Annotated in this window: 17 protein-coding genes and 1 riboswitch; of the genes, 14 read left to right on the top strand and 3 right to left on the bottom strand. The window is 43.1% G+C overall.

Going from position 1 to position 24,614, the window contains the following annotated elements; translation table 11 throughout:
* Positions 1–7: 7 nt before the first annotated feature.
* The 3 genes from lspA (at position 8) to EDD57_RS01065 (ending at position 2,233) form a co-directional block, all read left to right on the top strand.
* On the top strand, positions 8–499 hold the full coding sequence (lspA, locus tag EDD57_RS01075) for a signal peptidase II (RefSeq protein ID WP_131847486.1): 492 nt from the start codon (positions 8–10) through the stop codon (positions 497–499).
* A gap of 16 nt (positions 500–515) precedes the next feature.
* Positions 516–1,439: an RluA family pseudouridine synthase gene (locus EDD57_RS01070; RefSeq protein ID WP_131847642.1), complete on the top strand. Its 924-nt coding sequence runs from the start codon at positions 516–518 to the stop codon at positions 1,437–1,439.
* Positions 1,440–1,582: 143 nt separating this feature from the next.
* The gene (locus EDD57_RS01065; protein ID WP_131847484.1) at positions 1,583–2,233 is read left to right on the top strand and encodes a class I SAM-dependent methyltransferase; all 651 of its coding nucleotides are present in this window, start codon (positions 1,583–1,585) and stop codon (positions 2,231–2,233) included.
* Positions 2,234–2,291: 58 nt separating this feature from the next.
* Here EDD57_RS01065 and EDD57_RS01060 read toward each other — a convergent pair whose 3' ends face one another.
* Positions 2,292–2,546, bottom strand: a complete 255-nt coding sequence (locus tag EDD57_RS01060; RefSeq protein WP_131847482.1) for a YciI family protein — start codon at positions 2,544–2,546, stop codon at positions 2,292–2,294.
* A 168-nt stretch (positions 2,547–2,714) separates the two neighbouring features.
* A complete protein-coding gene (locus EDD57_RS01055) occupies positions 2,715–3,272 on the bottom strand; it encodes a TVP38/TMEM64 family protein (RefSeq protein WP_131847480.1) in 558 nt (185 codons plus the stop codon).
* Positions 3,273–3,427: 155 nt separating this feature from the next.
* A riboswitch (TPP riboswitch) is annotated at positions 3,428–3,528 on the top strand.
* A gap of 60 nt (positions 3,529–3,588) precedes the next feature.
* Here EDD57_RS01055 and thiD point away from each other — a divergent pair.
* From thiD to EDD57_RS01030, 5 genes are all read left to right on the top strand, one after another.
* Positions 3,589–4,392, top strand: a complete 804-nt coding sequence (gene thiD, locus EDD57_RS01050; protein WP_131847478.1) for a bifunctional hydroxymethylpyrimidine kinase/phosphomethylpyrimidine kinase — start codon at positions 3,589–3,591, stop codon at positions 4,390–4,392.
* The gene (thiE, locus tag EDD57_RS01045; RefSeq protein WP_131847476.1) at positions 4,383–5,000 is read left to right on the top strand and encodes a thiamine phosphate synthase; all 618 of its coding nucleotides are present in this window, start codon (positions 4,383–4,385) and stop codon (positions 4,998–5,000) included. The genes thiD and thiE overlap by 10 nt, the downstream gene beginning before the upstream one ends.
* 97 nt (positions 5,001–5,097) lie before the next feature.
* The gene (locus tag EDD57_RS01040; RefSeq protein ID WP_131847474.1) at positions 5,098–5,679 is read left to right on the top strand and encodes an ECF transporter S component; all 582 of its coding nucleotides are present in this window, start codon (positions 5,098–5,100) and stop codon (positions 5,677–5,679) included.
* The gene (locus EDD57_RS01035; protein WP_131847472.1) at positions 5,657–7,165 is read left to right on the top strand and encodes an ABC transporter ATP-binding protein; all 1,509 of its coding nucleotides are present in this window, start codon (positions 5,657–5,659) and stop codon (positions 7,163–7,165) included. The genes EDD57_RS01040 and EDD57_RS01035 overlap by 23 nt, the downstream gene beginning before the upstream one ends.
* Positions 7,119–7,913 carry an energy-coupling factor transporter transmembrane component T family protein gene (locus EDD57_RS01030; RefSeq protein ID WP_131847470.1) on the top strand — a complete coding sequence of 265 codons (795 nt, stop codon included), beginning with the start codon at positions 7,119–7,121 and terminating at the stop codon, positions 7,911–7,913. The genes EDD57_RS01035 and EDD57_RS01030 overlap by 47 nt, the downstream gene beginning before the upstream one ends.
* Positions 7,914–7,977: 64 nt before the next feature.
* On the opposite strand, the gene EDD57_RS01025 is transcribed toward EDD57_RS01030, so the two are convergent.
* Positions 7,978–9,258: an MFS transporter gene (locus tag EDD57_RS01025; RefSeq protein WP_131847468.1), complete on the bottom strand. Its 1,281-nt coding sequence runs from the start codon at positions 9,256–9,258 to the stop codon at positions 7,978–7,980.
* Positions 9,259–9,585: 327 nt separating this feature from the next.
* Between EDD57_RS01025 and EDD57_RS01020 the strand changes: the two genes are divergently transcribed.
* The 6 genes from EDD57_RS01020 (at position 9,586) to carB (ending at position 24,516) form a co-directional block, all read left to right on the top strand.
* Positions 9,586–17,022, top strand: a complete 7,437-nt coding sequence (locus EDD57_RS01020) for a non-ribosomal peptide synthetase (RefSeq protein WP_131847466.1) — start codon at positions 9,586–9,588, stop codon at positions 17,020–17,022.
* Positions 17,023–17,221: 199 nt separating this feature from the next.
* Positions 17,222–17,773, top strand: coding sequence for a bifunctional pyr operon transcriptional regulator/uracil phosphoribosyltransferase PyrR (gene pyrR / locus EDD57_RS01015; RefSeq protein WP_207896779.1), 552 nt, complete (start codon positions 17,222–17,224; stop codon positions 17,771–17,773).
* 194 nt (positions 17,774–17,967) lie between these two features.
* Positions 17,968–18,888, top strand: coding sequence for an aspartate carbamoyltransferase catalytic subunit (locus tag EDD57_RS01010; RefSeq protein WP_131847464.1), 921 nt, complete (start codon positions 17,968–17,970; stop codon positions 18,886–18,888).
* A gap of 2 nt (positions 18,889–18,890) precedes the next feature.
* Complete coding sequence (locus EDD57_RS01005; RefSeq protein ID WP_131847462.1) at positions 18,891–20,174, top strand: dihydroorotase; 1,284 nt, start codon at positions 18,891–18,893, stop codon at positions 20,172–20,174.
* A gap of 15 nt (positions 20,175–20,189) precedes the next feature.
* On the top strand, positions 20,190–21,299 hold the full coding sequence (gene carA / locus EDD57_RS01000) for a glutamine-hydrolyzing carbamoyl-phosphate synthase small subunit (RefSeq protein WP_131847460.1): 1,110 nt from the start codon (positions 20,190–20,192) through the stop codon (positions 21,297–21,299).
* Entirely contained in the window at positions 21,292–24,516 is a 3,225-nt protein-coding gene (carB, locus tag EDD57_RS00995; RefSeq protein ID WP_131847458.1) for a carbamoyl-phosphate synthase large subunit, read from the top strand. The genes carA and carB overlap by 8 nt, the downstream gene beginning before the upstream one ends.
* The last annotated feature ends 98 nt before the right edge of the window (positions 24,517–24,614 follow it).

Genomic DNA, 24,614 nt, shown 5'->3' with positions numbered 1-24,614 from the left:
TACCCACTTGAGATATTGGCTTACAGCATTGACTGTCATTTTGGTAGATCAGTGGACAAAATGGCTAGTCGCTTCTAAGATGACACTTGGAGAGTCGATTGCGGTAATCGATGGATTCTTTCATCTTACTTCCCACCGGAATCGTGGAGCGGCTTTTGGCATTTTACAAAATCAAAGATGGTTTTTTATTACGGTTACGTCTATTGTGATTTGTGCTTTAATTTATTTCCTATGGAAAAGTCGTAAGGAACATCCACTCATGAAGTGGGGATATGCGATTGTATTAGGAGGAGCGCTCGGGAACTATATCGATCGTGTTCGAATGGGTGAAGTTGTAGATTTTCTACATTTTCAGTTTGGTTCCTATGACTTTGCGATTTTCAATGTAGCAGATAGTGCGGTTTGTGTAGGAGTAGCAATCTTATTTCTTGGTATATTATTAGAACCAGGAAATCCTGTCCCAGAAAAACTAGAGTCCAATCATACGAAGGAAGCATAAAAAAATGAGTGAACAAATGGAAGTAGTTACGTTGCAAGTGGAGGAAGACCGTTCTGGAGAACGATTGGATAAATGGGTGAGTACCTATGATCCAGATTGGTCTCGTGTGCGGGTACAAGAGTGGATTAGTGAGGGTCTCATCACGGTAGATGGGAAACCGAAGAAGTCCAACTATAAAGTTCGTACAGGTGAGACGGTGGAGATTTCCGTTCCACCTGTGGAAGAGTTACAAGTAGAAGCGGAAAACATCCCACTTGATATCGTGTATGAGGATGAAGATGTCATTGTCGTGAATAAACCACGAGGTATGGTGGTGCATCCTGGAGCTGGTAATAACACAGGAACCTTGGTAAATGCGGTGTTATACCATTGCAAGGATAGCTTATCCGGAATTGGTGGAGTGGCTAGGCCAGGTGTCGTACACCGTATTGATAAAGATACTTCTGGACTATTGATGTTAGCCAAAAACGATCATGCCCATCATTCTTTGGTGGATCAATTAAAAGCGAAATCAGTAGAACGGGTTTATGCAGCGATTGTCCATGGACTCATTCCCCATGAGCATGGAACAGTGGATGCCCCAATCGGTCGTGATCCAATCCATCGCCAACGCATGGCGATCAATCACAACAATGGGAAAGATGCTGTGACCCATTTTCGAGTCAAAGAACACTTGAAAGACACCTCTCTTATTGAGTGCAGGCTGGAAACAGGGCGTACCCATCAAATTCGGGTTCACATGAAATATATTAACTTTCCACTTGTGGGTGATCCTGTATATGGTCCTTCAAAAAGCCAGATACGCTTTGAAGGTGGGCAAGCTTTGCATGCGCAAGTGCTTGGATTTGAACATCCGAGGACAGGTGAGTTTATGCGATTTGAAGTAGAGCCACCAGGTGATTTTCAGGCATTGTTACGGAAGTTACGAAATCAAATGTAGAAAAAACCTTTAAACCCTTCTGATTGTGTTTTTCAGAAGGGTTTGTTGTGTAATCTATTAAAAGAAAAATTAGTAGGAACCTTTTATTCATATTTTCATAGAATATGGAGATCGATACTATGACTTAGGGGAAGGGGAATAGTATGGGACGATTGAGAGAGTATTTTGAATCAAATAATAAACGGTTAATTCATAAATGGGATCATTATTTTGAGATATATGAACATCATTTTCAACGTTTTGTTAATCAAAAAGTGAATATTCTAGAGGTTGGTGTGTCCCATGGTGGTTCTCTACAAATGTGGAAAAATTATTTTGGACCACAAGCCACCATATATGGTATAGATATTGATCAGAGATGTAAATGTGTAGAAGAAGATCAAATAAAAGTGATTATAGGTGATCAAGGAGATAGGAATTTTTGGCGAGCAATCAAGCCTGAACTCCCTGAATTTGATATTATCATCGATGATGGTGGTCATTTGATTCACCAACAAATCATAACATTTGAGGAAATGTTCCCTGCTCTTTTAAATAACGGGGTGTATCTTGTAGAAGATCTTCACACAAACTACTGGAGTGAAATAGGTGGAGGTTTACATGCAAGTAATAGTTTTATTAGCTATTCTAAAAATATAATCGACTCCTTAAATGGCTGGCATCAAAGGCCGCAAAATATAGATGTATTTACCAATTCTATCTGGTCAATGAGCTGTTATGACTCTATTTTAGTTATTGAAAAAAAGCCTCGGAGCCAACCTTTTCATAAAATGACAGGGAATCATTCTTTCTAGAACGGCACCTCCCATTGTTAGATACAATCTAACAATGGGAGGTGCTTTTTTGAATGGGTCATGCCTTCCATTCGTGTAATTCTAACCTTCTTACTCCTTGTAATACATAAGGATCTTGTCCAGCTAATTCTTGAGCTTCCTCTAGAGAATCAGCTAGATAGATCACCATACCACCTGCACCATCAGTAAAAGGCCCTTTGGCAAAGATTTTTCCCTGCTGTTCTAAGTTTTGAAGATAATCCAAGTGCGCTGCGCGAAATTCTAGGTTTAACTCAGGCTTTTCCATATGTAAGATTGCGGCATATTTTGACATGTTATACCCCCTTTTACACAGAAATATCGAATGTTTGTTTCATAACATACCAATTGATGTATGATCTTAGTATACAGATTAAGTGTCTTCCTTTTGAGAGGCGTTTGCAAGCACATTTTAATCGAAGATCTGGTCTTCCCAAACCTTGCAAGCTCCATGGACAATTGGTTACTTAACAGCTTGCCTCCTCTTTGAATACCACCACAAAAGAATCCCAATGATGACTAGGGCTAGAATGAGCCATTGCAAAGCTTGACCAAGTTGTTGAAACCCGAGGAATGTAACTACTTCCAGTGTGATCGAAGGAATTTTGCCTATGCCCGTTGTCCAGATGAAATCAATCAATTGGACATTGGTAAATGCGCCCGCTACGTTTATAACTCCTGATGGGAAAAAGGGGGCTAATCGAACCGTTACGAGGGTAAGCTGTTGTTTGCGTCTAGGAAGGGAGTTTAACTTTTGTATCCAACTCCAGTCGCCTTTACTGCCCCCTTTCCACTGTTGGATGCCTTTTCGATATAACCAAAAGGCGAGTGAAGATCCAACTAATTCACTTAGCCATGATAATAAGAAACCCCACCAAGGACCCCAAAGAACGATGTTGATTCCGGTTACAAAGATGGAAGGGATGACACCTAGTACATTTAATAGGACCGTAAATAAAAAGCTAAGTGGGATGGCCCATAAACCAAGGGAAGAGAAAAACTCTAGTATTGTTTGTGCCAAGAAGTCACCTCAAATCGAAGCTATCAAATGATTTATTTCAGTTTACTTGTTATTTTTATGGAATACCATGGGGATTGGTTTTATCTACATCTAAAATTTGACGATAAAATGAAAATATGGTATTTTGAACTTGTTTCATTCCAATAACATATGGATCGAGCCACTAGGGGAATCAAGGCGATTGAGACGGGAGAAACCCGGACCCTTTGAACCTGATCTAGTTGATACTAGCGTAGGGAAGTGGAGTAGACTTGTACATGATAGTCGCTCCTCGTCTAGGTGCGGCTTTTTTGTTATGTGAAGGGAAGGATGAGATGTGGAGAGGAAGCATGTTCTGACCATTGCTGGAAGTGATAGTGGGGGTGGAGCAGGGATACAGGCAGATCTGAAAGTTTTTTCTGCACTGGGTACATACGGCATGAGTGTCATTACAGCCGTTACCGCCCAAAATACGCTTGGGGTTACAGCGATTCAAGAGATCGATTCACAAGTAGTACAATTACAATTAGACGCAGTATTTTCAGATATCCGAGTCGATGCTGTAAAAATTGGAATGGTTTCGAATCATGGGATTATGGATGTCATTGCACAGAGCATACAGCGATATCAGCCGCCACATGTGGTGATTGATCCAGTCATGATTGCTAAGTCTGGGGACTCCCTATTACAGGAGGACTCCATTGCTGCGTTGCAAAATGCCTTACTTCCAATGGCAACCATCATTACGCCCAATTTGCCTGAGGCGGAAGTGTTACTTGGATGCAAAATCACTTCTATTTTAGAGATGCGGCAAGCAGTTAAAGAACTCGCCGGAAAAATGAATACACAAGTGCTGCTCAAAGGTGGGCATCTGGATGGAGATGCCGTTGATATTCTTTCCACAGGTAGGGAATTTAGTAGTCCGCGTATTGATACCCCACATACGCATGGTACAGGTTGTAGCCTTTCTTCTGCGATTGCGGCTTATCTTGCTTTAGGTGAGCCGATAGAGATAGCAATCGCAAAAGCGAAAGAGTATGTATTTCAAGCGATTTGTCATGCTTTCCCGATTGGAAAGGGTCACAGTCCTATTCACCATTTTTATCAGTGGGATCAGGGAGGGAGAAAGGCATGGGATTAGTACATGATCTCCGTCTTTATCTAGTTACCGATGAACGACCCGATCTTTTGCCACGTATAGAACAGGCAATTCAAGGAGGCGTAACTTGCGTTCAGCTTCGACGAAAAAAGATAACAGACGATCAATTTATCGAAGAGGCTTTGCAAGTGAAGCAGTTATGTCGTCAGTATCAAATTCCCTTTGCCATCAATGACCGTGTGGAGATCGCTCGTGAAGTGGAAGCAGATTGGTTACATATTGGTCAAGAGGATAAGGGAATTCTATATGCAAGGGCAATCGTGGGGTCAAATACCAAGATTGGTGTATCAGTCCATAGTGTCGAAGAGGCAATCGAGGCGGAGAGATCAGGTGCCGATTATGTAGGAGTAGGTGCTTTGTTCCCCACATCGTCTAAGCCAGATACGATCCCGCTTCATCTCGATACCTTACGATCCATCCGAAAAGCGATCGAGATTCCTATTGTGGGGATCGGTGGCATTACAGAAGAAAATATAAAACGGATTCCTGCTGATGCGGTAAATGGATTTGCAATTATATCATCTATACTTTCGGCTCCTGATCCGAAGTCTGCGGCCATTCGAATGAGGAAAATGGCAGATATGGAGTAGGCTCACTATTGAGCTGTGGTCAGATACATGACCCGGGCTAGACTCCTAACAATACTTTCATCAACAAACCCTAAGAACACAGAAAGAGGAGACACTCATGAAAAAAGGATTAAAACTTACCGATATCCTAGTAACCATCGTCATTTCACTTGTATTTGGTGTCATTTATAAGCTTTGGAGTCCTGTATACTCAGCTGTAAAACCAATTGGACTACACGTAGATCAATTGTTGTATGGAATGTGGTTTCTGGCAGGACCGCTCGCTTTTCTCATCATTCGAAAGCCAGGCGTTGCTTTACTTGCCGAGACTGCGGCCTCTTCAGGTGAGCTTCTCATGGGAAGTGAATGGGGATTATCAACGTTAATATATGGCTTGATTCAAGGTTTACTTGCAGAACTCATTCTTGCTTTATTCCGTTATAAAAAGGCAAATGTGCTGGTTGTTAGTTTAGCAGCTATTGCTTCTTGTGCTGGATCGATTGTGTTTGATTATTTCCAGGGTTATATCGATGCGTTAGTATGGTGGAATCTAGGACTATTCTTCATCGCTCGTTTTGTGGGGTCGGTGCTGATTGCAGGTGTGATAGCGTATGGGCTTGCAAAAGCACTAGAAAAGACAGGGGTTACGGGCCTTGTGAGAGGAAGTACAGAGGAAGATGTGCGATCACTTGACGATTAACAAAGGTTACGGAGTTCATAAGCTTCGTCTAAAATTTCCAGGTGATGAAAGCCTCCTTTTTCGGGATTGTCATTTTCAATACGAAAAAGGAGAGAAAATTTTATTTTTAGGACCATCCGGTTGTGGGAAATCGACCCTGCTTCAAGTGTTAGCAGGGTTAATTCCACACGCGGTAGATGTTCCGATGAAAGCGGAGCAAGTGGTGGTGCCTGAATCAACGGCGATGGTATTTCAAGATCCAGATAGTCAATTTTGTATGACTCATGTGGATGAAGAAATCGCGTTTGTATTAGAGAATTTGCAGATTCCGAGAGAGGAAATGCCGGCACAAATCAAAAAATTTTTATCTGCTGTTGGCCTTCATCTGGAAGATGTGCAAACGTCTATCCATAAGCTTTCGGGTGGGATGAAGCAACGCTTGGCGATAGCCTCTGCAATGGCTCTTCAGCCAGAGGTGCTGTTTTTAGATGAACCAACTGCTTTATTGGATTCAGAAGGAACGAATCAAGTATGGGAAACGATTCGTCAGCTCCCAGAGGATCAAACGTTATTAATCGTGGAACATAAAATCGAGCAAATGCTGGATGTAGTTGATCGCATCGTCTTATTTCGTCCCGATGGAACGATTTTAGCAGATGGGAAGAAAGAGGAAGTTTTAGCAAATTACCAAGAGCAGCTACGAGAATATGGTATCTGGTATCCAGGAATCTGGGAAGATCGATTGATTGATTGTTCAGAGGTGCCTATCACCAATCAAGCCGATTCCCCATTACTCGCATTAAGAGACTTTCAAGTTCTTCACTCGGGAAATGTAAAGCTACACGTTAGCCATGCTGATTTGTACAAGGGTGAATGGATTGCAGTGATGGGTAAGAATGGGGCGGGCAAAAGCACCATGCTCCAGGGAATTCGTCAACTACTGAAAACCAAAGGAACACTACTTTATCAAGGATCACCCATCAAACGAGGTGATTTGCAGGAGATTGGCTTTGTCTTTCAAAATCCAGAATTACAATTTGTTGCGAGTACGGTAAAGGATGAAGTAGCTTATAGCGTTCGACAGGCATTAAAAAATCCTTCCGAAGAAGAGATCGATCAAGTTGTACGGGAACGCTTAGAGAGGTTTGCGCTATGGGAGCATCACCATAAACACCCTTATCAGCTATCTGTCGGACAGAAGCGAAGACTGAGCGTTTGTGCGACCATTCATGAACGTCATCAAATTTTACTACTAGATGAGCCGACTTTTGGATTAGATGCTCAAAACACGTTTTCGTTATTAGACTGGCTAGAGCAATTCAGCCAAAGCGGCACGACCATCGTGATGGTAACGCACAGTGAAGAGATCGCCGATCATTATGCGGATCGAGTTTGGTGGATTGAGGAAGGTCGTTTGCAGAAAGTAAGCTCCAATGGAGTGGATGGAAAGGAGCTTGCAGATGGAGGGAATCGCGAAAGAGACGTGGCTTCATCGAGTAAATCCTAGTATCAAGCTCCTGCTATCATTAGGAGTTTTGATTTCGCTTTTATTTATCCATAATCTAAATGTCATGCTACTGCTTACAATTGTGATTATCATTTGCTTTGCTTTTGGAACAGGCGTTTCGAGGAAGATTGCGCTCTTATTTTTTCTTCCTTTCTTCCTGCTCTTTTGCAGTTCTGTGTTGACCATGGCGTTATACGGAAAAGGAAGTACCTTCTGGTGGGAGTGGGGAATCTTTCGAGTATCTGAAGAAAGCTTCTATCGAGGGGTTCATCTTGGTTTCCGCGCGCTTACGTTTGGGTTGATCGGGCTGATCTTTGTATGTACGACTCATCCAGTTCGCTTGTTTTATTCTTTAATGCAACAGCTCCGTTTTCCACCTAAGTTTGCCTATAGTTTTATGGCTTCCATTCGTCTCTTGCCGATTATTTGGGACGAGTTTCAAACCATTCGCATGGCCCACCAAGTGCGTGGATTTTCGCCAGGAAAGGGCTGGAAAGGCTTCAAGAGCAAGCTCTCTGCCTACGCCGTTCCCCTTCTCGCCCAAAGCATCCGCCGTGCCTACCGAATCGCAGTAGCCATGGAAGCCAAACGTTTCAAGGGAAATCAGAAACGGACTTACTACTACCAGCTTTCGATTGGAAAATGGGATTTCTTATTTCTCTTATTTCTACTAGGGATCACAGGCATCGTCTGGATTGGTAGCGAATGGATTCAACTACTCCCGAATCAAGATGTTCGATTGGTGTAGGTTGAAAAAAGCACGATCCGAATGGAAAACTTCCACTCAGATCGTGCTTTTTTTGTTTCGTCATCTACGCACTTTCCTTCTCCCGAACAGGCATAGGCGCAAACTTCTCCTTAATCTCACTAGCTAACTCATCTAAATTCCCATCAATCTGATTTAACCAAGGAATCAATAAACCGATTATACCTGCTAGGATGGAAAGAGCACCTGCTGTAAAGAAAATAGACGGAGTACCGAACCATTCTGAAATCCATCCACCTGTTAAACTTCCGAGCGGAATAGAGCCTTGTCCGAGTAGAAGTCGAACAGACATCACCCGACCTAGGTGGCTATCAGGAATTAATTGAGCGAAAATAGACTGGCTATGAGTATTAAAGAAAGGCATGGTCATTCCTAGTAAGAAAAAGAGAGATAAGGCAAGATAATAGTTGGTCGTAAAAGAGATGAGGCAGGTAAAAATACCCGTGGAAATCAAACTTCCCATCATAAATTTACTTCGAGAGTGCACATTCCCAATCCATCCAGTTATGATAGCTGCACAGATAATTCCTACAAAAAACAAGGAGCTTAATAAACTAATCTGTGTGTAGTTAATATGTAAAACTTTTTGTCCGTAGGGGACGAGTAACATAAACCACATGGCCATGCCCATGGTAGTAATGGCCGCTAAAAGCATAACCACAGTTAAAGCAGGGATCTGGCGGAAGAATGAAAATCCTTCCCCGATGTCTTTTTTGATTTGTGAGAAAGAAATTGTAGAATTATTAGTTGGTTTTTCTAGAGATTCTTGTGATGGATTTTTAATGAATCTAATTAAAATACTTCCTAAAAATACACTTCCTGCAAAAATCCACATTCCGGATTCTGCACCTGACCATGCAATAAAAAAGGAAGCAACTAAGGGGCCCGATACGCGAGCGGAGGAGGAAAATGACTCTAGCAACGAATACCCCCGTACTAGCTGATCTTTTTCAACTAAATTAGGGATTAGTGCCATCCCAGTCGGTAAAAATAGGGCAGCACAAGAACCTAAGATCATAGCAGCAATAAAGAATAGCCAGATGTGAAAGGTTCCCATGAATAGAGAGATACACAGCCCACCGATCACCACGCCACGTATAATGTTTAATGTACTCATTAGCTTAATCCGATTAAAACGATCAATAAAGCCTGTCCCAAGTAACCGAATGACTGTTTCAGGAAGTACAAAGCAGAAAACGAGACTCCCCATTAGACCTGTTGAACCCGTTTTTTGGAACAGAAGAACTTCAATACAAAAAAGCCCAATTGCTTCACCTAACACTACAAGTACGTCTGCAGAAAAAAGTAACCAAAATGGTTTTTTCATGGAAAATCACTCCTGTTTTTATATTAATGGATTTTCCTTTTAATTGACAGTCTGCAAACCACTCAGTGTAATTGCCTCGGTGTTTCAAATTAAAAATAATATAATAAAATATAGAATTGGTTGTAAAGTGTTTCTATATGTGCTACTATCTGATGGGGTTTAAAGTGGATAAAATCAAATGACTGACGCTTCTTTGTATTAAAGGGAGTGGAGCGGTGGTTACTCTGCGATAGGTAATGTAGATAAGGGGATTAAATTCCCTAATGTTATAAACATTTTATAGTATTAAATCTACAGTTATCTGATAAAATTAAGGGGGAATGGTTGATGTCTCATAAAGATTTTATAAAGGAATATCCTTTATCAGAAGGTCAAAAGCTAATCTTTATTCATTATCAGGTAAACTCTGATCATTCTACATACAACGAATCGGTTGCTTGGTATATACATGCAAAATTGGATGTCGAAAACTTACGCCGTTCTTTCATTGAGTTTATGAAGAGGCATGAGGTTTTTCGATCTGTTTTTGTTTTAGATGAGGAACCTGTACAAAAGGTTTATCGTGATCCCATTGTCGATTTCGAGTGTTTGGATATGGAAGGGGCAGATGATGTGCTTCTGCGAAATTATTTTTCGTCAGAGGCTCGTAGGCGATTTGTTTTAGAAGAAGGTATAGCTTGTAGAGTTCGTGTGCTTCGTATTTCAGATGAGAAGTATATTCTGCTCTTTGTTTGTCATCATATGATTATAGATGGTTGGACCCTTTCTCTTATGCTAGATGAAGTTGGTTTATTCTATAAACATTTTTGTGAAGGATCTGAGTTACATCTAGATCCTGTAATAACCCAATATTCCGATTTTGTTACTTGGCAAAAGAATGTTGTTCTAGGTGAACAGAGAGAAGCAGCGACTCGCTTTTGGAAAATGAAACTCTCAAATGAGCTCCCTGTATTAAGCTTACCAACGAATCCAAACGCTCATTCTACGCCACCCGAACAAGGTAGTGAATTTTCATTTGCGTTACAGGAAGACACCACACAGCAGTTACGTGATTTTTGTCAAAAGGTTCATACCACCGTCAATACCGTCATGTTTTCTCTTTACTCCGTTTTGCTATATAGATTAACTGGTCAAGAACATATCGTGATCGGGACTCCACGATTCGGTCGAAAAAAGAAGGACTTTCGGATGACAGCTGGTTATTTTGTCAATATGCTACCGATTCAAGTTCGGTTTTCCACAGGAGATTCATTCCGTGATCTACTGCATCGTGTGCGTGATGAAATGGATCAGTCTCTAGAACACCAAGACTTTCCTTTTTCTAAGATGGTAGAGGAATGTGTATCAACCCAAGATAACAGTCATCATCCTATTTTTCAGACTGTCTTTGTATTACAAAAAGCGTGGAAACAAAATGGAGCGATTGCTCTGGGAAATGCTACTAATTTATTTGATGTGCATGGTCTACCGTTTGAACCTATCAAAATAGAAAAACAAAATCCAAAGTTTATCCTTTCTCTTCACGCTGAAGAAGAGGAAGAGCGCATTTGTTGCCACTTTGAATATAATCATGACGTGCTGGATGAACATACAGTAAAGAGGTTCACTACTTATTTTGACCAATTGGTTCGCTCTTTCTTGGATCATCCAGATGGTCTTATTTCGGAAGCGTGTTTTGTTCCTGAGTCAGAACAAAGGCAGCTATTGGAGGATTGGAACAGTACCCAAAGAGAGTATCCGCGAGAAAGTACGATTCACGAACTGTTCGAAAAGCAGGTAAAGTACACACCAGAGAATATAGCAGTTGTATATAAAAAACAACAGCTTACATATCGCGAATTAGATAAAAAAGCGAATCAATTGGCTCACTATTTGCAGAAGAAGGGAATTGGAGCAGAATCGCTAGTCGGTTTGTGTATGGAGCCATCTCTGGAGATGATTGTGGGTGTCTTAGGGATTTTAAAAGCAGGAGGAGCGTATGTCCCGCTAGATCCTTCGTATCCCGAAAGTAGACTTTTATATATGGCGGAGGATGCAGACGTTCAAGTCCTGGTTACAAAGGAAGAGTTACTGGGATGGGTGCCGGAAGAACTAGATATAGTCTGCTTGGATCGAGATCAAGGGATTATTTCGATCGAGAGTACGATTGCACCTGTGAGTGGAGTGACATCTGAGAATGTAGCTTATGTGATCTATACATCAGGCTCTACTGGGAAACCGAAGGGTGTGTTGGTCGAACATCGTTCTCTGGTCAATCTATCGTGTTGGCATGTTAGAGAGTATGATGTGACCGAGGTAGATCGGACGGCTAAATTCGCTAGTTTTGGTTTTGATGCTTCTGTGTGGGAGATTTTTCCTTATCTAATCTCTGGAGCAGCAATTTATATGCTTCCAGATGAAATGCGCCTTGATCTAAATCAATTAAATCAATATTTCGAGCAAAATCAAATCACGATTAGTTTTTTACCTACACAATTTTGTGAGCATTTTATGGAATGGAAGAATCAGTCTTTACGTATTCTTCTTACCGGTGGCGATAAGCTGACTAAGCATATACCGCAGGATTATAAAGTGATAAACAGCTATGGTCCAACTGAAAATACAGTCGTTACGACGGCTTACACCGTAAATGAACAGATGGCAAATATACCGATTGGGAAACCGATTGATAATGTAAGTGTTTATGTGCTTGATTCCCGTCAGCAGCTTCAACCGATTGGAGTAGCAGGAGAACTGTGCATCGCTGGGGATGGATTGGCGAGAGGGTATCTAAATAATCCAGAGCTGACAGCGAAGACGTTTATTGATCATCCGTTTGTACCAGGGGAGAGAATGTATCGGACGGGGGATCTTGTGAGATGGCTTCCGGATGGAGAAATCGAATATTTAGGTCGCACCGATAACCAAGTTAAAATTCGCGGTTATCGAATTGAATTAGGTGAAATTGCCTCTCAACTTTTATCTCATCCAGCTGTAAAAGAGGCGGTTGTAATCACTCGAAGTGACTCAAACAAGCAACCCTACCTTTGTGCGTACATAGTAGGAAATCAAAATTGGGAGGATCTCAAACTTTATTTATCGCAAAGCTTACCGGGCTATATGATTCCGTCTGCTTTTGTTGCGATGGAGAAAATTCCATTGACTGTAAATGGGAAGATTGATGTACGGTCATTGCCAGAACCAGATCAAACGAGCCAGTCCCATATCTATGTGGCACCAACCAATGAAACAGAGGCGAGACTAGCCGACATTTGGCAAGAGGTCTTGGGGGTGGTGCAGGTAGGAATGGAGGATAACTTCTTTCATTTAGGCGGACACTCACTAAAAGCAATGCGATTAGTGTCTCAGATTCAAAAAGTACTTGGAGTGGCCTTCCCATTACAAGAAGTATTCGGAACTCCTACGCTGAAAGATATGGCAAAACAGATTCAAGTGACGGCGCCATCTATGTACACTTCGATCCCAGCGGTTGAATGTAGGGGGTATTACCCAGTTTCTTCGGCCCAGAGACGGATGTATCTCGTTCAGCAAATGGACCCCGACTCCGTTAGCTATAATATGCCGATGATGATGCGTGTAAAAGGAAGTCTGGATGTAGGGCGTTTGGAAGAGGCGCTACATCAGTTGATCAAGCGACACGAATCACTCCGGACTTCGTTTGAAATGATAGGAGGAAAACCGCACCAAATAATTGCATCAGAAGTACCTTTCTCTATGATACGGATCGATTCATCAGAGTCAGAAGCGAAGCAAGTGGTAGAAGAATTCCTGCGTCCATTTGATTTAAGTCAGGCTCCGTTGCTAAGGGCTTCATGGGTTACGTTTTCGGCAGATGAAGCACTCTTTTTATTGGATATGAATCATATTATTTCAGATGGTATTTCGATGAGCATACTCTTTCACGAACTGATGGAACTGTATAAAGGAGAAGAGTTGCCTGAGCATCGGATTCAGTATAAAGATTATGCGATGTGGCAACAGGGGTTACAAGAAACCGACTGGTCATCGAAACAAGAGAAGTATTGGCTTGAGGCGTTGGCGGGGGAACTTCCTGTGCTAAATCTACCAACCGACTATTCGAGACCGCTGATCCGTGGTTTTGAAGGTTCCGTGGTGGAGATTCAGTTAAGTGAAGAAGCGACAGACAAGTTGAAGCAGTTAGCTCGCAAGCAAGATTCGACGTTGTATATGACGCTGCTAGCTATCTATACTACATTACTTCACAAGTATAGTGCGCAGGAAGACATCATTGTGGGCTCGCCGATTGCGGGAAGGCCTCATGCTGATGTGGAGAATATGGTTGGAATGTTTGTGAATACACTGGCGATTCGAAACTATCCTAGCGGTGAAAAAACATTCGCTCAGTTCATGGGAGAAGTAAAAGAAAATGCACTAAAGGCGTACAAGCATCAGGATTATCCGTTTGAAGAATTGGTTGAAAAGTTAAATGTGCCAAGGGATCTTAGCCGAAATCCGCTCTTTGATACGATGTTTTCGATGCAAGATATCGATATCCCGGAGATCGCGCTAGATGATAGTAGACTTTTCCCTTATGAGCAAGAGTACCATATAGCCAAATTTGATCTTACCTTGGATGCCGTAGAAGAAGGAGAAAGGCTCTGTTTCCGTTTGGAGTACGATGTGAATCTATTTAAACGAGAAACGATTGAGCGAATGGCGAGTCATTTGGTGGAGCTTGTGAGTCAAGTATGTCAAGATCCAGCGAGTAAAATCGGGAAGTTGCATATGCTTCCAAAGCAGGAAGAAGCGATTCTACAAAGTTTCAATGATACGAAGGTACCTTATGACAAAGAGAAAACGATTATGGAGATATTTGAAGAAAAGGTGAATCAATATCCGGATCGGGTTGCAGTCGTCTATGAAGATGAGGAGCTAACCTTTCAGGAGTTGAGCAGGCGTGCCGATCAATTAGCATACGAACTTCGTGCCCGCGGTGTGGATCGTGAAAAAATTGTGGGGCTGATGGTAGATCGTTCTTTAGAGATGATTGTAGGGGTGTTTGGGATTTTAAAAGCAGGTGGAGCCTATCTTCCGATTGACCCTAGTTATCCAGAAGACCGGATTGAGTATATGTTAGATGACTGTGATGTGGAACTATTGTTGGTTCAGCAAGGGATCAAAACGCCAACCACATATGGTGGAGAGATTTTATTCATTGATGAAGCAACGATTTATAATGGGGAGTCACGGACCCTTGAGCCGGTTAATCAAGCAAATGACCTAGCGTATATCATTTATACATCGGGTTCAACGGGTAAGCCTAAAGGAATTATGATCGAGCATCAGGCGGTACATAATCTAGTATTGAATGCTAGAGCCTACGGAATTAAAGCCGGGGAGCGAGTATTGCAGTTGGCTTCTATTAGCTTTGACTCCTCAGTAGGAGATATATTTTATACCTTATTGACGGGTGCCAGCCTCTTTATCCCAAGTAGGGAGACTATGCTTTCTGGTTTAGGATTAGTTGATTGGTTGAAGAGAAAAGAGATAACCATTATTCATTTTGTTCCAGTATCCTTCTTAAAGCAATTACCCTATGTAGAATTACCTCTCCTTCATACGATTAGTACAGGTGGTGAAGTCCTTACAAGTGATGTGGTTCAAACGTGGGGAGAAAATCGGACATTCTTAAATGCTTACGGCCCTTCTGAGACGACAGTCGATGCATCGGTTGGAGCATGTAAACCGAGAGAGATGAAACCATCGATTGGGAAGCCGATTGTGAATAAGCAGATTTATATTCTAAGTGAAGATCAAGTGCTTCAGCCAATTGGAGTGCCGGGTGAGATTTACATTGGTGGAGAAGGAATTGCACGAGGTTATTGGAAAAGACCCGATCTGACAGAAGAGAAGTTCTTGGATAATCCCTTTATTCCTGGAACGAAGATGTATCGTACTGGGGATCGTGCTAGATGGTTGAATGATGGAACGATTGAATTTATGGAACGGATCGATGATCAAGTAAAAATTCGAGGGTATCGAATCGAATTGGGTGAGATTACGAATTGTTTACTTACTCATCCTGCAGTAAAGGATGCAACGGTCATAGCGAGAAATGACAAGGATGTAGCGTACCTTTGTGGATATGTCGTGCTGGAAGAAGAGCATTTGATATATGAGCTTCGTGATTTCCTGAAGACAATGATTCCTGATTATATGGTTCCCCCTTACTTTGTCAAAATGGATCAACTGCCTACTACTGCCAACGGGAAGATTGATTACCGAGCTCTTCCTGCACCTGATTTATCGATGGATGGTAATGTGAACTATATAGCGCCTTCCAATGAAATCGAGGAGAAACTAGCTACCATCTGGCAAAAGGTACTAAGGATAGAGAGAGTAGGGGTCAAGGATAATTTCTTCGATCTAGGTGGACATTCGCTTTCGATGATCAAGGTTTTGGGTGGAGTTTATGAATACGGCTGGGATTTAAGTATCAAAGATTTCTACACGCTGAAAACCATTGAGGAAATGGCTCGCAAAGTGGCAGGGGATCTGGAGGTCCAATCAGAACACGAATCATCTTTACACGAAATAACCACTGACCGACGAGTATCTTTATCTGAAATCGAACTAAGTGGCGATAAGCGTGTGATGCGAACCATCTTATTACTAGGCACAACCGGATTTTTAGGAGCGCATATCCTTCATGAGCTGTTAGTTACGACTTCTGCTACCATTTATTGTGTGGTACGAGGTGTGGATGAACAAGAAGCAGAGAAACGATTCCAAGATAAGATTCGATTCTATTTCCCAGAAATGCTTAGAGAAGAGCAGCGAGGAATTTTGGAGCGGGTTCATATTCTGAAAGGAGATCTGACCAGGGAAAAATTTGGATTAGGCACTAAGGAATATGAAAATCTATGCAAAACAGTTGATACGGTTGTCAATTCAGCGGCCTTGGTAAAGCATTTTGGAGAGTACGAGGAGTTTAGACGAACAAATGTACAAAGTGTCGAAAATGCAGTGGCCTTCTGTCTAGAGCATGATATTTCGTTCCATCAAGTTTCGACGGTTAGTGTTTCGGGATTGAGTGTAGAAGGTAGTGAAAAGCCTCCTGTATTCACAGAAAGCGATTTTTACATTGGACAAGACTACCGAGATAATGTCTATGTGCAAAGCAAGTTTGAAGCGGAAAAAGTGATTTTTGACGCCATGGAAAAAGGGCTGAGAGCTTCTATTTACCGGGTTGGTAACTTAACAGGAAGAATGACAGATGGTGTGTTTCAAGAGAATATTAATGAAAATATGTTTTACCTCACGATGAAGTCTTTTATGGATATGAAAACGATTATTCCACAGATGGTGGGGGGTCAAACGATTGAATTTACACCTGTTGATATTTGTGCTCGAGCGATTATAAATATTGCTCGGACAAAGGAATCAGTCAATCGAGTGTTCCACATCTATAATCATCGTCGCGTACCTTGCGAAACGTTATGTAATGCGTTTCATCACCTTGGAATTGATGTTCAGATTCCGGGCGCTGAGGAAGCGGAAAACTTGATTAGGGAGATTTTGAAAAGCGAGAGAAGTGAAGCTCTTGCTGGATTAGTAGCATACGGGCAACATGCTAACACAGATCCAAACACATGGGTTCAAGTTGATTCATCTCTAACTCGCCATTACTTACAACAGATTCACTTTATGTATCCGACTTTGGATGAAGCGTATTTAGAGAAGGTAATCAAGCATATGATGCAGGTGAACTTTGTGAAAAAAACGAGCTTGAGTGTCCAATAATGGTTCTGAAGCATTCTTTCTAAAATTCGTTTGACAGGTCGCCAAAACTTCGTCATAATGAGTTAGGAAGATCAGAACCTTTAAATCCAGTCCCGAGAGGCTGGCAAGGGCACGGATATAAATGGGTGGCGTTTGTCCACTTGTGCTTCTTGTCTAGCTAGGACAAGAAGCACTTTTTTTGCCCGAAAGGAGGATAAATGTGGAAAAAGTCATCTTAGACGAGGCGGCTATCCGTCGGGCCTTGACACGAATCGCTTATGAGATCTTAGAACGAAACAAAGGCGTAGAAGATATGGTATTAGTCGGGATCAAGACGCGCGGTGTAACACTAGCTGAGCGCCTTGCGGAGAGAATTAAGCAAATCGAAGGCAAAGAGTTATCGATTGGTGAGTTAGATATTACCTTGTATCGCGATGATCTGTCTGAGAAGAGCGAGCATCCCCATGTCCGTGAGACCGTGATCCCGGATATCATCGGAAAAAGAGTGATCCTTGTGGATGATGTATTGTTCACAGGTAGAACGATTCGCGCGGCGATGGATGCACTCATCGACGTAGGACGCCCACAGTTGATCCAACTAGCGGTCTTAATTGATCGTGGGCATAGAGAATTGCCAATTCGTCCAGATTTTATTGGAAAAAACGTTCCTACTTCCCGCAATGAGATTATCTCCGTAGTCGTGAGTGAAGTGGATGGTTTGACAGATTCCGTAACACTTCGTGAAAATAGTAATGACCCTGCAAATAAATAGAACACCCTTTTAAGATAGTCCCGAGAGACTGGCAAAGGGAAAGGATTACACGGAATCGGTTCATGGACGTATATAACGGACCAAATGAACCACACTAAGTAGGCTTATTCCGTGTAGACACCCAACTCTTTGCCAAACTGGTAAAGAGTTTTTTCTATATAAAATGATCATTCGAGCAAAGGAGGGCCTTTGTCATGGTGAAACCATATCAACATCTGTTAGATACTGAATTTCTCAGTAAAGAAGAGATGCAGAGTTTACTAAGTCGAGCTCGCTTTTTTGAAGAGCATCATGAAGAGGGCACTAACATGTTTCAAAATCGCTTTGTGGCCAATCTCTTCTTCGAACCAAGCACTCGTACCCGCTTCTCCTTTGAAGTTGCAGAAAAGCGGCTTGGTCTAAATGTACTTAATTTTAGCGAGGAAGTCTCCAGTACGACAAAAGGCGAAACGATGTATGACACGGTGAAGCTACTCTCTTCGATTGGAGTAGAGACGGTTGTCATTCGCCATCGAGATGAAAAATTGATTGCTGAATTAGCGAAACAAGATACAGGTTGTACATTTATTAATGCCGGTGCTGGGTCTTGGGCGCATCCAACACAAGCTTTATTAGACTTATACACGATTCAACAACAGTTTGGCGATGAGATAAGGGGATTACGTGTCGCGATTATTGGGGATTTAAAGCATAGTCGTGTGGTCCGCTCCAATATATGGTCGCTCCAGAAATTTGGAGCAGAAGTAGTCGTAAGTGGCCCTCCTATGATGAGGGATGCAGAGATTGAGAAGCAAGCTCCTTATGTGGAGTTTGAGGAAGCGATTCGGAGTTCGGATGTAGTGATGTTGCTCAGAGTGCAATTAGAGCGCCATGAACAAAATTTGTTTGAGGGTTCAGAGGCGTATCTGCAAAGTTATGGCATGACTCAAGAGCGCTTTGCCCAGATGAAATCGCACGCTATCCTGATGCATCCGGCACCGATGAATCGCGGTGTAGAGATTGCAGATGAAGTAGTGGAACATCCGCGTTCTAAGATTTTTACTCAGATGTATAATGGAGTTTGGACACGGATGGCTGTACTAGAACGGGCTTATGTAGAAAGAGGGGGACACTAAAAATGCGACTATTATTACAAAATGGACAAATACTAAGCAAGGATAATACCTTAGTCAAAAAAGATATTTTAATTGAAGGAAGCAAAGTAGTACAAATGGCTTCCGAGATTCAGGTGGGAGATGGAATGCAAGTGATCCCACTTGCAGGTAAGCTAGTCATTCCGGGTTTGATTGATATGCATGTTCATCTTCGAGAGCCTGGATTTGAAAAGAAAGAAACAATTGAGACAGGGAGCTTAGCGGCGGCACGCGGTGGTTTTACGACGATTGCTTGCATGCCAAATACAAGGCCTGTCATCGATACACCGAAAACAGTAGAGAACATTATTCAAGAAGCAGAACGTGTAGGAAAAGCTCGCGTCTTACCGCTTGGAGCGATTACGATCCGAGAATTGGGGCAAGAGCTAACGGATTTTGAAGCACTTAAGCAAGCAGGAATCGTCGCTCTTTCGGATGATGGAGTTGGGGTGCAGAGTAGTCACATGATGAAAGAAGCGATGCGCAAAGCACATGAATTAGGATTATCGATTGTGGCGCACTGTGAAGATGATACACTTGCGAAAAATGGTTGTGTCCATGATGGAGAGTTTGCTAAAAAGCATGGATTGCAAGGAATTCCTAATGAAGCAGAAGCGATTCATGTAGGCAGAGACATCTTGTTAGCGGAAGATGTGGGGGTTCATTATCATGTTTGCCACATCAGTACAGAACAATCGGTTCGCCTTGTGCGAGAAGCAAAATCGCGTGGACAGAAGGTAACAGCGGAAGTTACTCCGCATCATTTGCTTTTGACTGATGGAGAGATCCCAGGACTCGATCCTCTTTATAAGATGAATCCACCGCTTCGATCCGCCGAAGATCGCGCCGCACTCATAGCCGGCTTGAAAGACGGTACAATCGAAATCATCGCTACGGATCATGCACCTCATACCCTGGAAGAAAAAGCGATGGGAATGGAAAAAGCACCGTTTGGCATCGTCGGACTTGAAACCGCATTTCCACTGATGTATACGCACCTCGTTCGTACGGGTGAGTTACTCTTGTCTGAGCTGGTAGAGAAGATGACGCGGAAACCAGCAGAAATCTTTGGGCTACCATACGGAGAACTAGCTGAGGGGAAACGAGCCGACATCACCGTGATCGATCTAGAGAGCGAAAAAGAGATCGATCCTGCGAACTTCTACTCAAAAGGAAAGAATACGCCATTCACAGGTTGGAAGTGTCAAGGATGGCCCGTACTTACTCTACTTAATGGAACGATTACGTATCAAGAAAACGAGAGGTAGAAGGAGGATTTCAATATGAAGCAGGCACGGTTGTTGTTAGAAGATGGCACATTGTTAGTAGGAAAATCTTTCGGTTCAGAAGGAACTTCTGTCGGAGAAGTCGTATTTAATACGAGTATGACTGGATATCAGGAGATTTTAACGGATCCATCTTATTATGGACAGATGGTTACGCTTACCTATCCACTCATTGGAAACTATGGATTTACTCGAGATGATGATGAATCCATTCGTCCGTATGCATTTGGCTTGATTGTGAGAGAGCATGCCGAATACATGAGTAATTGGCGGCAAGAAGACTCGATTGACGAGTGGTTGAAGATGCACAAGATAGTGGGGATCTCGGGGATTGATACACGCATGCTAACTCGGAAAATTCGTTTACATGGAACGATGAGAGGGATTTTGACCACAGGTACTGCTTCGGTTGAAGAATTACAGGAAGTATTACGTAATACTCCTTTGATCACAGATCAAGTGAAAAATGTAAGCACCCGTAGCGTTCATATCAGTCCCAATATAGGAAAACGAGTAGTGTTGATGGATTTTGGCAGTAAGCATAATATCCAGCGAGAGTTATCGGAACGAAATTGTGAAGTGATTTCGGTTCCATACTCTACAACAGCCGAAGAAATTCTCCGTTATCGTCCAGATGGAGTTATGTTAACCAATGGACCTGGGGACCCGAAAGATGTCCCTGAGGCGATCGAAACAGTGCGAGCTTTACTCGGAAAAGTGCCTGTTTTTGGAATCTGTCTCGGCCACCAACTCCTTTCTCTAGCTTGCGGGGCAGATACAGAGAAGTTGAAGTTTGGACATCGCGGAGGCAATCATCCGGTCAAAGAATTAGCTTCTGGGCGTACGGTGATGACCGCACAAAATCACGGCTACACGGTAACCGCTGAATCGATTGATCATACGAGATTGCGCATTAGTCATGTGGCACTAAATGATGGGACGATAGAGGGAGTAGAGCATCTCGATTTCCCGGCATTTAGTGTGCAATATCACCCGGAATCCGCTCCAGGCCCACTTGATTCTGGCTATCTGTTCGACCACTTTATGGAAATGATGGAACATGGAAAAGATGCCTACGAGAAGAAAGGGGAGAAGGTTCGTGCCTAAAGATCTTACACTAAAGAAAATCCTCGTGATTGGTTCAGGTCCGATCGTGATTGGCCAAGCAGCAGAGTTCGATTATGCAGGAACCCAAGCCTGTCAAGCGTTGAAGGAAGAGGGAGTGGAAGTCATCCTAATCAACTCCAATCCAGCAACGATTATGACCGATACCAACATGGCGGATCGAGTTTACATCGAACCCCTTACCCCTGAGTTTGTCACACAAATCATTCGCAGAGAGCGTCCAGACGGATTGCTCCCCACATTAGGCGGACAGACAGGTCTAAACTTAGCGGTAGAGCTGGCACGACAAGGCGTGCTTGAACGAGAAGGTGTGAAGCTACTGGGTACCGATTTACGAGCAATTACTTGTGCGGAGGATCGAGATGAATTTCGTACCTTGATGTACGAGATTAACGAACCGGTTCCTTCGAGTGTCATTGTGAATACGGTTGGAGAAGCAGTATCCTTCGCTACCAGCAATGGCTATCCGGTTATCGTACGACCTGCTTATACCTTAGGAGGCACTGGTGGCGGAATCGCAAATGATGAAACGGAACTTCGAGAGATTGTAGATAATGGGTTACGATATAGCCCCATTACCCAATGCCTCATTGAACAAAGCATCGCGGGAATGAAAGAGATTGAGTACGAAGTGATGCGCGATGCCAACGATAACTGCATCGTGGTTTGTAATATGGAAAACTTTGATCCAGTAGGGGTTCATACAGGGGACAGTATCGTATTTGCCCCAAGCCAAACCTTATCCGATCGGGAATATCATATGCTTCGTAGCTCTGCGCTAAAAATCATCCGCGCCCTTGATATTAAAGGGGGATGTAACGTGCAGTATGCCCTCGATCCGCATAGCTTCCAATACTATGTGATCGAAGTAAATCCGCGGGTAAGCCGCTCCAGTGCGCTTGCTTCCAAAGCAACGGGGTATCCGATCGCACGGATTGCGGCGAAAATAGCGCTTGGCTACACATTAGATGAATTAAAAAATCCTGTAACAGGTCAAACATACGCTTGCTTTGAACCTGCGCTTGATTATGTAGTTAGCAAGATCCCGCGTTGGCCGTTTGATAAATTTATCTCTGCCAATCGTCGCCTTGGAACTCAGATGAAGGCAACAGGGGAAGTAATGGCGATCGGTCGTACGCTAGAAGAATCTCTGCTTAAAGCCGTTCGTTCCTTAGAGATCGGGCTAGATCATATTGAACTCGCCGAAGCGAAGCAATTGACCCAAGAAGAATTAGAGAAGCGACTCGCCGAAGCGGATGATGAACGACTTTACTTGCTAGGCGAATGGTTCCGAAGAGGATTGCCGCTCGAAACTGCATATGAGATTACCAAGATTGATCGTTTCTTCCTCTATAAAATTGGCCGCATTATCAACTTAGAAGAAAAGATTGCAAAAGAGGAAACGTTATCGCATGAGCTAATGCTAGAAGCCAAACAAATGGGCTTTACGGATTCGACCATTGCTCGTCTTCGTCAAGAAACAGAGCGTCATGTGCGAGATATCCGGAAAGAATTACAAATCAAGCCTGTATATAAAATAGTAGATACATGTGCTGCCGAGTTTGAGGCCGCAACTCCTTACTACTACTCAACCTACGAACAAGAAGATGAAGGAAAGAAAAGTGATAAAAAGACGGTACTTGTACTCGGATCAGGTCCTATTCGCATCGGCCAAGGAGTAGAGTTTGACTATGCCACTGTCCACGCGATCTGGGCGATTCGCGAGGCAGGGATGGAAGCTGTGATTATTAACAACAACCCCGAAACGGTTTCGACCGACTTTAATACATCCGATCGGCTTTACTTTGAGCCACTGTATAGAGAAGATGTACTCCACATTATCGAGAAAGAAAATCCAGTTGGCATCATTGTACAGTTTGGTGGACAAACGGCACTTAACTTAGCTCGAGACCTACGAGAAGAAGGGATTCCGATTTTAGGTACATCCCTAGAAGAGATCGATCGAGCAGAGGATCGAAAGAAGTTCGAGAAACTTCTAAGTGAAACCGGAATCGCACAACCACCTGGAGCGGCTGTTACCTCGATTGAAGCGGCTGTAGAGACAGCGACCAAGCTAGGCTATCCCGTGCTCGTTCGCCCTTCTTATGTACTAGGGGGCCGGGCGATGGAAATCGTCTACGGCGAAGCTGAACTAAGGCAATATATGGTGCAAGCGGTGAAAGTAAACCCGGAACATCCTGTTCTCATTGACCGTTATTTACTAGGGAAAGAGCTGGAAGTGGATGCAATCTGTGATGGCGAAACGGTGCTCATCCCAGGGATTATGGAACATATCGAACGAGCAGGTGTTCACTCAGGTGACTCGATTGCCGTCTATCCACCTCAATTTATCACCGAGAGTCAGAAGCAGCAGCTAGTAGAGATCACGACGAATATTGCGAAGTCACTTCAAACAAGAGGGCTAATCAACATCCAGTTTGTTCTCTATAAAGATGAGATGTATGTGCTAGAAGTAAACCCACGTGCCTCTCGTACCGTACCGTTCTTGAGTAAAGTAACCGGAATCCCAATGGCGCAAGTAGCCACCCGTATCATGCTTGGACAAACACTAGAAGACCAGGGGTATGAGGGTGGCTTATGGCCTGAGGCTTCAGAAGTAGCAGTAAAAGTACCCGTCTTCTCTTTTGCGAAACTCCGCAGGGTAGACGTCACACTAGGTCCAGAGATGAAATCAACCGGTGAAGTGATGGGGCGAGATCGTGACTATGCCCGCGCTGTCTATAAGGGACTCATTGCCGCGGGGATTCATATGCCTCGCTTTGGAACCATTGTAGCCACCATCGGAGACAAAGAGAAGGATGAAGCGATTCCGCTCATGCACCGTTTCCATCAACTCGGTTTCCAGATTGTATCCACAGCTGGAACCGCAGATGCACTCGAAGAAGCAGGCCTTCCAGTAAGACGTGTCTGCAAATTAACAGAAGGCTCTCCTAACATCATCGATCTCATTCGCAAAGGGGAAGCTGATCTAGTCGTAAACACGTGGACCAGAGGCAAGGCTCCAGCTCGCGATGGATTCCGCATCCGCCGAGAAGCAGTCGAACATGGAATTGCTTGTCTCACATCCATGGATACCGTAGAAGCACTTCTTACCACACTGGAGTCGATTCATATGTCAGCGGAACCGATGAATCCGCCAGTGGTGACAAAAAAACAAGAAGCTGTGGTTATTGGATAGTAGAGAGTCGGGCAAGGGCACGGATATATCAGTTAGATGGAATATGTCTACTAGTGCTTCTTGTCTAGCTAAGGCAAGAAGCACATTTTGATGCTCTG

The organism is Baia soyae (genome assembly GCF_004341445.1).
Taxonomy (GTDB): Bacteria; Bacillota; Bacilli; order Thermoactinomycetales; family Thermoactinomycetaceae; genus Baia; species Baia soyae.
This window is presented reverse-complemented; position numbering and strand designations above follow the sequence as displayed.